Consider the following 12,071-nt stretch of genomic DNA (forward strand, 5'->3'; position numbering starts at 1 on the left):
CCTCCCGTCCGTCCCGCGCGCACCGCGCGCCGTAGGCTAGGAGCCTCATGACCGACAGCACCAACGCCAGCACCGACGCGGTCCTCGACCGCGTGCGCTTCGGTGCGGACGGCCTGCTCCCCGCCATCGTGCAGGAGGAATCGTCGAAGGACGTCCTCATGCTCGGCTACATGGACCGGGAGGCACTCCGCCGCACCCTGACCGAGGGCCGGGTGACCTTCTGGTCCCGCTCCCGGCAGGAGTACTGGCGCAAGGGCGACACCTCCGGCCACGCACAGTACGTGCGCGCAGCAGCCCTCGACTGCGACGACGACACCCTCCTGGTGACCGTGCAGCAGGTCGGTGCGGCCTGCCACACCGGCGCACACGCGTGCTTCGACGTCGATCCGCTCACGCCCGTCACGGCGACCGCCCCGGAGGCCACCCGATGACCACCAGCACGACGACCGCGCGCGCCGAGTTCGACGGGCTCCTCGCCGACCACCGGGTCGTGCCCGTGGTCCGCGCGCTCTTCGCCGACAGCGAGACCCCGGTCGGCGTGTACCGGAAGCTCGCCGACGGTCGCCCGGGCTCGTTCCTCCTCGAGTCGGCCGGTCAGGGCGGCCTGTGGTCGCGCTGGTCGTTCGTCGGTGTGCGGAGTTTCGGCGTCCTCACGCAGGACGGCGACCGCGCGGCCTGGATCGACACCGGCATCCCGGCGTCGCGTGCGGTCGACTCGCTCGACGGCGCTCCGCTCGACGTGCTGGCGCGCCTGCACGAGCGGTGGGCCACCCCGCGGGTCCCCGGTACACCGCCGCTCGTCGGCGGCACGGTCGGGTTCATCGGGTGGGAAGCGGTCCGGCAGCTCGAGCACCTGCCGAACGTGCCCGCCGCGGACTTCGACGTCCCCGGGCAGGCGCTCGCGTTCGTCTCCGAGCTCGCCGCACTCGACCACCGCACCGGGCTCGTCCTGCTCGTCGCGAGCGTGCTCAACGACGGCGTCGACGACGCGGACACCATGTGGGCGGACGCGCAGGCCCGGCTCGACCGGATGCAGGCGGACCTCGTCCAGCCGACCGTCGCGACCGTCGCCGAGGCGTTCGACATCGCCGACCCGGCACCGACCCACCGGTCGACCCCGGACGAGTACATGGCGGCCGTCGAGCGCTCGAAGGACTTCATCCGAGACGGGGACGTCTTCCAGGTCGTCATCTCGCAGCGGTTCGACCAGGACGTCACGGCCGACCCGCTCGACGTCTACCGGGTGCTGCGCATGCTCAACCCGAGCCCGTACATGTACTTCCTGGCGCTGCGCGACGTCCACGACGAGCCGTTCTGGATCGTCGGCGCCTCACCGGAGGCCCTGGTCAAGGTGCAGGCGGGCCGGGCGATCACGCACCCGATCGCCGGTTCGCGTCCGCGTGGCGCCACCCCCGAGGAGGACGTCCGCCTCGGCGAGGACCTGCTCGAGGACCCGAAGGAGCGCGCCGAGCACCTCATGCTCGTCGACCTCGCGCGCAACGACCTGCAGAAGGTGTGCGAGCCGGGCACGGTGGCGGTCACCGAGTTCATGACGGTCGAGCGCTTCAGCCACATCATGCACCTCGTGTCGAGCGTCGAGGGCGCGGTCCGTACCGACGCCTCGGCCATCGACGTGTTCCGCGCGACGTTCCCCGCCGGCACACTGTCGGGTGCGCCGAAGCCCCGCGCGCTGGAGATCATCGACGAGCTCGAGCCGGCGAAGCGTGGTGCCTACGCGGGGGTCGTCGGGTACTTCGACTTCGCGGGCGACGCCGACCTCGCGATCGCGATCCGGACCGCCCTCATCCAGGACGGTGTGGCCCGCGTGCAGGCCGGCGCCGGACTCGTCGCGGACTCGGACCCCGCCACGGAGCACCAGGAGGCCGTGAACAAGGCCGCCGCTCCGCTCCGTGCGGTCGCGACCGCGAACCGGATGCGCGAGGTGCTGTCGTGACGCTCCGGCGGTCCCGTCCCCTCGTCGTCGTCGCCGGGCTCGTCGTCGCGGGCATCGTGATGCTGTCGTGGACCCAGACGTGGTTCACGGTCCACCTCCGCGCGGGTGCCGCGGTCGTCTCGACGGTCACGGCGGACGGCTCGAAGTCGGTCCCGCAGTACACCGCCCTCGCGATCGCCAGCCTCGCGCTGTTCCTCGCGATGACGATCGCGGGTCGGGTGGTGCGTGTGGTGCTCGCCGTCATCGAGGTCCTGCTCGGCGTCGCCGTCGTGGTCACCGGGGTGTCCGCCCTGCGTGACCCCGTCGCTGCGGCCCGCGGAGCGATCGGTGAGGTCGCCGGGGTGAGCGACCTCGGCGGCGTGCGGCGCGTCGTGTCCTCGGTCGACGTCACAGCCTGGCCGGCGGTGGGCATCGTCGGCGGCGTGCTGGCCGTGCTGCTCGGCGTCGTGGTCCTGTTCGTCCAACGTTCCTGGCCCGGTCCGAGCCGGAAGTACGGCGCCGCGACCGCCGGCGCCGCCGCCGACGCCCGCGCGGTCGCCGTGCAGCGGGACGCGATCACCGACTGGGACGACCTCTCGGCGGGCACCGACCCGACCGACGCCGACCAGACGCCGGTCCCGTCCGACGGAGACCCGGGGGCGTCCGCCCGCGGCGAGCGAGCACGGACCGAGCCGTCCGCCGACGGCGAGCGAGCACGGACCGAGCCGTCCGCCGACGGCGAGCGAGCACGGACCGCGGCGGTCGACGCGGTAGGGTTGGAAGGCGGCGATCGACCGACGACGCCGGAGCAGAACGAGGAGCACCGTGAGCAACACTGAGCCCGCAGAACTCGGCGAGGGCCACTCGCCGGCAGCCTGGACGGCCGTCGTCATCATGCTGATCGGTTTCGCGGCTGGGACGCTCTTCTTCTGGTTCGACCAGCCGATCGGCGTGTGGATCTCCGCCGCGGTCGTCGTCATCGGTCTCGTCGTCGGCGGCGTCATGGCGAAGGCGGGCTACGGCGTCAACGGCCCGAAGTTCGTCCCGAAGCACCACGGCGAGTAGTCCGAGCATGTCGAACGTGCTCGAGACCCTCGTCGCGGGCGCGCTCGAGGACGCGGCCGCCCGTCGCGCCGACCGTCCCTACGCGGACGTCGAACGCGACCTCGACCGGGTGGCGTCGCCCCTCGACGCGCTCGCGTTCCTCGCCCCCGGCGACGACGTGAAGATCCTCGCCGAGGTCAAGCGTGCCAGCCCGTCCCGCGGCTCGATGGCCACCATCGCGGACCCCGCGGCCCTGGCCGCGGAGTACGAGCGCGGTGGCGCCTCGACGATCAGCGTCCTGACCGAGGGCCGCAAGTTCCTCGGCAGTCTGGCCGACCTCGAAGCCGTCAAGGCCCGCGTCGGCGTCCCGGTCCTGCGCAAGGACTTCATCGCCGACCCGTACCAGGTCGTCGAGGCACGCGCTGCCGGCGCCGACGTCGTGCTGCTCATCGTCGCGGCGCTCGAGCAGGCACGGCTCGTCGAGCTGCACGGCCTCGCCGAGGAACTCGGGATGCGCGTGCTCGTCGAGGCGCACTCCGCCGACGAGGTCTCCCGTGGCCTCGACGCCGGTGCCCGGATCCTCGGGGTGAACGCGCGCGACCTGACCGACTTCTCGCTCGACCGCGACCTCTTCGGCTCGCTGGCCGACCGCATCCCCGACGGCGTGGTCCGCGTCGCCGAGTCCGCGGTCGCCGGTCCTGCCGACGTCGCGCACTACCGCTCCGCGGGTGCCGACGTCGTCCTGGTGGGGGAGGCGCTCGTCACGGGCGACGACCCCGCCGCCACCCTCGCGTCGTTCATCGCCGCAGCGCGTTCCTGACGCCGATCGCGGCGCCCGAGCGCGGCGACCGGGTCCCGTCCCGCGGCTCCCCAGCACGACCCACACGGTCCGGCAGCTCCGGACCCCGCACGGAAGGCACATCGTGACCTCGCTCCGCGAACAGCACGGCCCGTACTTCGGCGACTTCGGCGGGCGGTTCGTCCCCGAGTCGCTCGTCCTGGCGCTCGACGAGCTCGAGGCGGCCTTCCGGGAGGCCTGGGCGGACCCGGCGTTCCGGCAGGAGCTCGACGACCTGCAGCGCGACTACACCGGCCGTCCGTCGATCATCACCGAGGTGCCGCGGTTCGCGAAGCACGCCGGCGGTGCCCGGATCATCCTCAAGCGCGAGGACCTCAACCACACCGGCTCGCACAAGATCAACAACGTGCTCGGCCAGGCCCTCGTCGCGAAGCGCCTCGGCAAGACGCGGCTCATCGCGGAGACCGGCGCCGGCCAGCACGGCGTCGCCACCGCCACCGCCGCCGCGCTCTTCGGCATGGACTGCGTCGTCTACATGGGGGCGGTCGACACCGAGCGCCAGGCCCTGAACGTCGCCCGGATGCGACTGCTCGGCGCCGAGGTCGTCCCCGTCGAGACCGGGTCCCGCACGCTGAAGGACGCCATCAACGACGCCCTCCGCGACTGGGTGGCGAACGTCGAGCACACCCACTACCTGCTCGGCACGGTCGCGGGTCCGCACCCGTTCCCGGAGATGGTCCGCGAGTTCCACAAGGTGATCGGCGACGAAGCACGGCAGCAGGTCCTCGACAAGGTCGGCCGCCTGCCGGACGCCGTCGCCGCGTGCGTCGGCGGCGGGTCGAACGCGATGGGGATCTTCGATGCGTTCCTCGACGACGAGTCGGTCGCCCTGCACGGGTACGAGGCCGGCGGCGAGGGCCTCGAGACCGGTCGGCACGCGGCGAGCATCTCGCTCGGGCGGACCGGCGTCCTGCAGGGCACGAAGTCGTACCTCATGCAGGACGAGGACGGGCAGACCATCGAGAGCCACAGCATCTCCGCCGGACTCGACTACCCGAGCGTCGGTCCGCAGCACGCGCACCTCGCGGCGATCGGTCGCGCGAAGTACGAGCCCATCACCGACACCGAGGCGATGGAGGCGTTCCGTCTGCTCAGCCGCTCCGAGGGCATCCTGCCGGCGATCGAGTCGTCGCACGCCCTCGCCGGCGCGATCAAGCTCGGCAAGGAGCTCGGCCCCGACGGGGTCATCCTCGTGAACCTGTCCGGCCGCGGCGACAAGGACGTGGCGTCCGCCAGCCGCTACTTCGGCATCCTCGACGAGAGCGCGGTGCAGCTGTGAGCACGAACACGAACGCCTCGGTCGCGTCGACCATCGACGCGGCGAACGCGGAACGCGCCGGGGCGGTCGTCGGGTACCTGCCCGCCGGCTTCCCCGACGTCCAGACCAGCGTCGACGCCGCGGTCGCCCTCGCCGAGAACGGCGTGGACGTCATCGAGCTCGGCCTGCCGTACTCCGACCCGGTCATGGACGGCGCGGTGATCCAGCGGGCCGCCGAGGAGAGCCTGGCGAACGGGTTCAAGGTGGCGCAGGTGTTCGACGCCGTCGAGCAGATCACGAGCCGCGCCGACGTGCCGGTCCTCGTGATGACCTACTGGAACCCGGTCCTCCGCTACGGGGTCGACCGCTTCGCCGACGACCTCGTCGCAGCCGGGGCCTCCGGGCTCATCACCCCGGACCTCATCCCGGACGAGGCCCGGGAGTGGATGGACGCCTCGGAGCGCACGCACCTCGACCGCGTCTTCCTCGCCGCCCCGTCGTCGACGGACGCCCGGATGCACCAGGCGGTGGAGGCCAGCCGCGGCTTCGTCTACGCGGTGTCGACGATGGGCGTCACCGGCGCGCGGCTCGGGGTCGACGCCGCCGCCCGGACCGTGGTGTCGCGGCTGCGGGACGCCGGTGTCGACCGGACGTGCGTCGGACTCGGCATCTCGACCGCCGACCAGGTCGCGGAGGTGCTCGAGTACGCCGACGGCGCGATCGTCGGGTCGGCGTTCGTGCGCGCCCTCGCCGACCTCGGGGTCCGGGGCGTCGCGGACCGCGCGGCGGACCTCACGACCGGCGCACAGCGCCGCTGACCCAGCGGGACGGCCTGGAGGCCCGGATCGCGTGACCGACGCCGGTCACGCGATCCGGGCCTCCCGTCCGTGACGGTCCCCGTCCGTGACGATCCCCGTCCGTCACGATCCCCGTCCGTGACGATCCCCGTCCGTGACGATCCCCGTCCGTCACGATTCCCACAGGACCGTCCGGCACGGTCATGGCGGACGGTGGTCCGCGCTACAGTGATCGGGGCCGCGGTTCACGGCGGCCCGGCCAGCAAGCACCGAAAGGCGACCGCACCTCCATGCCCCTCCTGAGCATCCCGAGCCCGAGCACCGCCTGGCAGTACTTCGACCTGACGGCCTGGCTGCGCGACACGTTCGGCTGGTCGCTGCCGCTCGACTTCCGCATCCACGCGTACGCGATCTGCATCCTCATCGGCATCGTCATCGCCGTGCTCCTGGCCAACCACCGCCTGAACGCCCGCGGGGTCGAGCGCTGGGTCATCATCGACATCGCGATCTGGGCGGTCCCGGCCGGCATCATCGGCGGGCGCCTGTTCCACGTGTTCACCCACGTCAGCGACTACTTCGGCCCCGGGCGCGACCCGCTGTCCTTCCTCTACATCTGGGAAGGCGGTCTGGCGATCTTCGGCGCGCTGATCCTCGGCTCGGTCGGGGCGTACATCGGGTGCCGCCAGGTCGGCCTGCGGTTCACGAGCTTCATCGACGCGATCGCGCCCGGGGTGCTCCTCGCCCAGGCGAGCGGCCGACTCGGCAACTACTTCAACCACGAGCTGTTCGGCATGCCGACGAGCCTGCCGTGGGGCCTCCAGATCGAGTCCTCGAACGCCGCGTACCCGAAGGGCCTGCCGGAGGGCACCCTCTTCCAGCCGACCTTCCTGTACGAGATCATCTGGAACGTCCTGGGCGCGCTCGTCATCCTGTTCCTCGCGCGCAAGTTCACGCTGCAGTGGGGCAAGGTCATGGCGCTCTACCTCATCTGGTACGGCGCCGGTCGGTCGGTGCTCGAGTCCATCCGCGTCGACACGAGCGAGACGTTCTTCGGCGTGCGAACCAACGTGTGGATGTCCCTCGCCGCGATCGTGCTCGGCATCGTGATCTTCGTCGTCCAGTCGCGGCGGCACACCGGCAAGGAGCCGTCGCCGTACCTGCCGGGTCGCGGGCCGTCGGCACGCGCCGATGTAGACTCGGACGACACCTGGTCGGAGCACGACGACGAGCCCGCGGCCGTCGCCGCCGACCCGGTCGGCTCCACCCGGTCCTAGCGTCCGGCCCCGTCGCCCACCGCGGCGGGACGGACACCGACCAGCAACCGGACGCCGGTCTCGGGAGCACCCTCGCGAGCCGTCCGGACCGTCGGGCGCACCCACCCGGCAGCAGCACCACCGCACCACCACCGCCCGCCACGAACCGGGCTCCACACCACCCGTGCCGACGGGGCAACCCACCGGCGGCACGAACGGGCACCTGTCCCGCCCGTCCGGGCGGAACGCACCACCGGGCCACCGCTGTCCCTGTTCCCATCCTCGTGAGGACGGTTCCCCATGGCGCTCCAGCCAAGCCAGTCGCGCACCCAGTCGTCGACGTCCGGGCTCCTGCCCCCGCACCGCCGCTTCTCGGCCGTGCCGGAGGCGACCGGCATGTACGACCCGGCCAACGAGAAGGACGCCTGCGGCCTGGCCATGGTCGCGACGCTCCGCGGCACCGCCGGACACGACATCGTCGACGCCGCGCTCGGTGCCCTCCGCAACCTCGAGCACCGCGGTGCCGTGGGCTCGGACGCGGGCACGGGCGACGGTGCGGGGATCCTGTGCCAGGTGCCGGACGCGTTCCTGCGCGACGAGGTGCCGTTCGACCTGCCGGCAGCGGGGGGGTACGCCGTCGGTACCGCGTACCTGCCCCTCGACGAGGACGACCGCCACCGCGTGCAGGGTGTCATCGACCGCCTCGCGCGCGAGGAGGGCCTGCGGGTCCTCGGCTGGCGCGAGGTCCCGGTCCGTCCCGAGGTCCTCGGGACGCTCGCGCGTGCCGCGATGCCGGCCTTCGCCCAGCTCTTCGTCGCCTCGGTGCGCCACGACGTGCACGGCGCGGCGTGGAGCGGCATCGCACTCGACCGGCAGGCGTTCCGGCTCCGCAAGCGTGCCGAGCACGACGCCGAGGTCTACTTCATGTCGCTGTCGAGCCGGACCATGGTCTACAAGGGCATGGTCACGACGCTCCAGCTCGAGCCCTTCTACCCCGACCTCAGCGACGAGCGGTTCGCGTCGAAGCTCGCGATCGTGCACTCCCGCTACTCGACCAACACGTTCCCGTCGTGGCCGCTCGCGCAACCGTTCCGGACCCTCGCGCACAACGGCGAGATCAACACCGTCCGCGGCAACCGCAACTGGATGCGCGCACGGCAGTCGCAGCTCGAGAGCGAACTGCTCGGCGACATGGCGCCGCTGCTGCCGATCGTCAGCCCGGGCGCGAGCGACTCCGCGTCGTTCGACGAGGTCCTCGAGCTCCTCAGCCTGACGGGCCGGTCGCTGCCGCACGCCGTCTCGATGATGGTGCCGGAGGCCTGGGAGAACCAGACCGGCATGGACCCCGAGCTCCGGGCGTTCTACGAGTACCACTCGATGCTCATGGAGCCGTGGGACGGCCCGGCCGCCATCACCTTCACCGACGGCACGCTCGTCGGTGCGACCCTGGACCGGAACGGCCTGCGTCCGGGCCGGTTCCTCGTGACCGACGACGGTCTCATCGTGATGGGCTCGGAGACCGGCGTCATCGACGTGCCCGCTGCGAAGGTCGTCCGCAAGGGCCGCCTGCGCCCCGGGCGGATGTTCCTCGTCGACACCGAGGCTGGCCGGATCATCGAGGACGACGAGGTCAAGCGATCCCTCGCGACCTCGGGCCCGTGGAGCGAATGGCTGGAGTCCGGCCGCATCAAGCTGTCCGACCTGCCGGAGCGCGAGCACATCGTGCACACCCCGGCCTCGGTGACCCGGCGCCAGCGCGCGTTCGGCTACACCGAGGAAGAGGTCCGCATCCTCCTCCGCCCGATGGCGCAGACCGGCGCGGAGCCCCTCGGGGCCATGGGATCGGACACGCCGATCGCCGTGCTGTCGCAGCGCCCTCGGCTCCTCTTCGACTACTTCACGCAGCAGTTCGCGCAGGTGACGAACCCGCCGCTCGACTCGATCCGCGAGCAGGTCATCACCTCGATGGGCATGGGCCTCGGGCCGGAGCGCAACCTGCTGTCCGCCGGCCCCGAGCACGCGAAGCAGATCGTGCTCGGCTTCCCGGTCATCGACAACGACGAACTCGCGAAGATCCAGCACTTCGAGACCGCGTCCGGTCGCCACCTCACCGTCACGATCAAGGGGCTGTACCGCGTCGACGACGGCGAGGCCGCGATGCAGAACCGCATCGACGCGGTCTGCGACGAGGTCGACGCCGCGATCGAGTCCGGCAAGCAGTTCATCGTGCTGTCGGACCGGGACGGCAACGCGGAGAACGCGCCCGTGCCGAGCCTGCTGTTGCTCGCCGCCGTGCACCACCACCTCATCCGGACCGAGCAGCGCATGAAGGTCGGCCTGATCGTCGAGGCCGGCGACGTGCGCGAGGTCCACCACGTGGCGACCCTCATCGGCTACGGCGCATCGGCGATCAACCCGTACCTGGCGATGGAGACCTGCGAGAACCTCGTCCGCGCGGGCATGATCACCGGGATCACGCCCGAGCAGGCCGTCCGCAACGTCATCAAGGCGCTCGGCAAGGGCGTCCTCAAGATCATGTCGAAGATGGGCATCTCCACGGTGTCCAGCTACGCCGGCGCGCAGGCGTTCGAGGCCGTCGGGCTCTCCCAGGAGTTCGTCGACCGGTACTTCACCGGCACGTCCTCGATCCTCGGCGGTGTCGACATCGACGTGATCGCCCGTGAGAACGCGGAACGCCACGCACAGGCGTACCCGCAGGACGGCGCGGTGCTCTCGCACGAGCGACTCCAGACCGGCGGCGAGTACCAGTGGCGCCGCGAAGGACCGCCGCACCTCTTCAACCCGGACACGGTCTTCCGCCTGCAGCACGCCACCCGTGCGCGGCGCTACGACATCTTCCGCGAGTACTCGAAGGCGGTCGACGACCAGTCCGAGGCGCTCATGACGCTCCGCGGCCTCTTCCGCTTCAAGGACGGCGTCCGGCAGCCGATCCCGCTCGACGAGGTCGAGCCGATCGAGTCGATCGTCAAGCGGTTCAACACGGGCGCCATGTCCTACGGGTCGATCTCGAAGGAAGCGCACGAGACGCTCGCGATCGCGATGAACCGGCTCGGTGCTCGGTCGAACACGGGCGAGGGCGGCGAGGACGTCGAACGCCTGCTCGACCCGGAACGCCGCAGCGCGATCAAGCAGGTCGCCTCCGGCCGCTTCGGCGTGACGAGCATGTACCTGACGCACGCCACGGACATCCAGCTCAAGATGGCCCAGGGGGCGAAGCCGGGCGAGGGCGGTCAGCTGCCGCCGCAGAAGGTCTACCCGTGGGTGGCCCGGACGCGGCACGCGACGGCCGGCGTCGGGCTGATCTCGCCGCCGCCGCACCACGACATCTACTCGATCGAGGACCTCAAGCAGCTGATCTTCGACGTGAAGCGGGCGAACCCGTCGGCGCGCGTCCACGTGAAGCTCGTGAGCCAGTCCGGGATCGGCGCCGTCGCCGCGGGTGTCACGAAGGCCCTGGCGGACGTCGTGCTCGTCTCGGGGCACGACGGCGGCACGGGCGCGTCACCGCTCAACTCGCTGAAGCACGCCGGCACGCCGTGGGAGATCGGTCTCGCCGAGACCCAGCAGACGCTCATGCTCAACGGCATGCGCGACCGCGTCGTGGTGCAGGTCGACGGGCAGATGAAGACCGGACGCGACGTCGTCGTGGCCGCCCTGCTCGGGGCCGAGGAGTACGGGTTCGCGACGGCGCCGCTCGTGGTCGAGGGCTGCATCCTCATGCGGGTGTGCCACCTCGACACGTGCCCCGTGGGCGTCGCGACGCAGAACCCGGAGCTCCGCGCACGGTTCTCCGGCAAGGCCGACTACGTGGTCAACTTCTTCGAGTTCATCGCGCAGGAGGTCCGCGAGCTCCTCGCCGAGCTCGGGTTCCGTTCGCTCGACGAAGCGATCGGGCAGGCCGACGTCCTCGACGTCGACCGCGCCGTCCAGCACTGGAAGGCCTCGGGACTCGACCTGGCGCCGGTCCTCCAGGGTCCGACGTTCGAGCCGGGCGAGCCGCGGCGACACCACCGCGAGCAGGACCACGAGCTCGACGAGCACTTCGACGTCGGACTGATCCAGCGCACCGCCGACGTGCTCGAGCACGGCGGCTCGGTCACGCTCGACCTGCCGATCCGGAACACCGAGCGCGCCGTGGGCACGATGCTCGGTCACGAGGTCACGCTCCGCCACGGCGAGCACGGGCTCCCGGCGGGGTCCATCGACATCACGCTCCGCGGGTCCGCGGGGCAGTCGCTCGGCGCCTTCCTGCCGGCCGGTGTCACGCTCCGGCTGGTCGGCGACAGCAACGACTACGTCGGCAAGGGCCTCTCCGGCGGCGAGATCATCGTGCGCCCCGACGAGGAGTCCGCGTTCGACGCCGCGGAGAACGTCATCGCCGGCAACGTCATCGGCTACGGCGCGACCCAGGGCAGCATGTTCATCCGCGGCATCGTGGGCGAGCGCTTCCTGGTCCGCAACTCCGGTGCGACCGCCGTCGTCGAGGGCGTCGGCGACCACGCCCTCGAGTACATGACCGGCGGCCTCGCGCTGATCCTCGGCGAGACGGGGCGCAACCTCGGTGCCGGCATGTCCGGGGGCACCGCGTACGTGCGCGGCCTCCGCGACGAGGACGTCAACCAGGACGCCCTCGCGAGCGGCGAGCTCCGACTCGGACCGCTCGACAGCGCCGACGTGGAGATCGTCACCGACCTGCTCGAACGGCACCGTGCGGAGACCGGGTCGACGGTCGCCGCCGAGCTGCTCGGGTCCGGAGACCTCAGCGACTTCGTCAAGGTCCTGCCCCGTGACTACGCCGCGGTCCTCGCGACCCGGCAGCAGGCCGTCGACGAGGGTCTCGACCCCGACGGCGACGTCGTCTGGAACCGCATCCTGGAGGCGACCAATGGCTGACCTCGTCGAACCC

General features: G+C 71.7%; 9 protein-coding genes. All 9 read left to right on the forward strand.

The genetic code is table 11. The features are described 5' to 3' along the window. The first annotated feature begins 47 nt into the window (after nt 1–47). Nucleotides 48–431, forward strand: a complete 384-nt coding sequence (gene hisI / locus IEY20_RS01290) for a phosphoribosyl-AMP cyclohydrolase (RefSeq protein ID WP_022903086.1) — start codon at nt 48–50, stop codon at nt 429–431. Beyond that, complete coding sequence (locus IEY20_RS01295; protein WP_175329156.1) at nt 428–1,954, forward strand: anthranilate synthase component I; 1,527 nt, start codon at nt 428–430, stop codon at nt 1,952–1,954. Before hisI ends, IEY20_RS01295 begins: the two co-directional genes overlap by 4 nt. After that, nucleotides 1,951–2,772 (forward strand): Trp biosynthesis-associated membrane protein, encoded by an 822-nt coding sequence (locus IEY20_RS01300; RefSeq protein WP_175329157.1) that lies wholly within the window; start codon nt 1,951–1,953, stop codon nt 2,770–2,772. The genes IEY20_RS01295 and IEY20_RS01300 overlap by 4 nt, the downstream gene beginning before the upstream one ends. Then, the gene (locus tag IEY20_RS01305; protein ID WP_022903083.1) at nt 2,759–2,998 is read left to right on the forward strand and encodes an HGxxPAAW family protein; all 240 of its coding nucleotides are present in this window, start codon (nt 2,759–2,761) and stop codon (nt 2,996–2,998) included. The genes IEY20_RS01300 and IEY20_RS01305 overlap by 14 nt, the downstream gene beginning before the upstream one ends. A gap of 16 nt (nt 2,999–3,014) precedes the next feature. Continuing rightward, a complete protein-coding gene (gene trpC, locus IEY20_RS01310) occupies nt 3,015–3,797 on the forward strand; it encodes an indole-3-glycerol phosphate synthase TrpC (RefSeq protein WP_175329365.1) in 783 nt (260 codons plus the stop codon). 103 nt (nt 3,798–3,900) lie between these two features. Then, the gene (gene trpB / locus IEY20_RS01315) at nt 3,901–5,115 is read left to right on the forward strand and encodes a tryptophan synthase subunit beta (protein WP_022903082.1); all 1,215 of its coding nucleotides are present in this window, start codon (nt 3,901–3,903) and stop codon (nt 5,113–5,115) included. Further along, on the forward strand, nt 5,112–5,912 hold the full coding sequence (gene trpA, locus IEY20_RS01320; RefSeq protein ID WP_175329158.1) for a tryptophan synthase subunit alpha: 801 nt from the start codon (nt 5,112–5,114) through the stop codon (nt 5,910–5,912). Before trpB ends, trpA begins: the two co-directional genes overlap by 4 nt. Nucleotides 5,913–6,181: 269 nt before the next feature. Further along, on the forward strand, nt 6,182–7,165 hold the full coding sequence (lgt, locus tag IEY20_RS01325; protein WP_175329159.1) for a prolipoprotein diacylglyceryl transferase: 984 nt from the start codon (nt 6,182–6,184) through the stop codon (nt 7,163–7,165). A gap of 279 nt (nt 7,166–7,444) precedes the next feature. Further along, a complete protein-coding gene (gltB, locus tag IEY20_RS01330; protein WP_373290323.1) occupies nt 7,445–12,058 on the forward strand; it encodes a glutamate synthase large subunit in 4,614 nt (1,537 codons plus the stop codon). The last annotated feature ends 13 nt before the right edge of the window (nt 12,059–12,071 follow it).

Origin of the sequence: Curtobacterium luteum (assembly GCF_014646995.1) — a bacterium.
In the GTDB taxonomy this organism is placed as follows: domain Bacteria; phylum Actinomycetota; class Actinomycetes; order Actinomycetales; family Microbacteriaceae; genus Curtobacterium; species Curtobacterium luteum.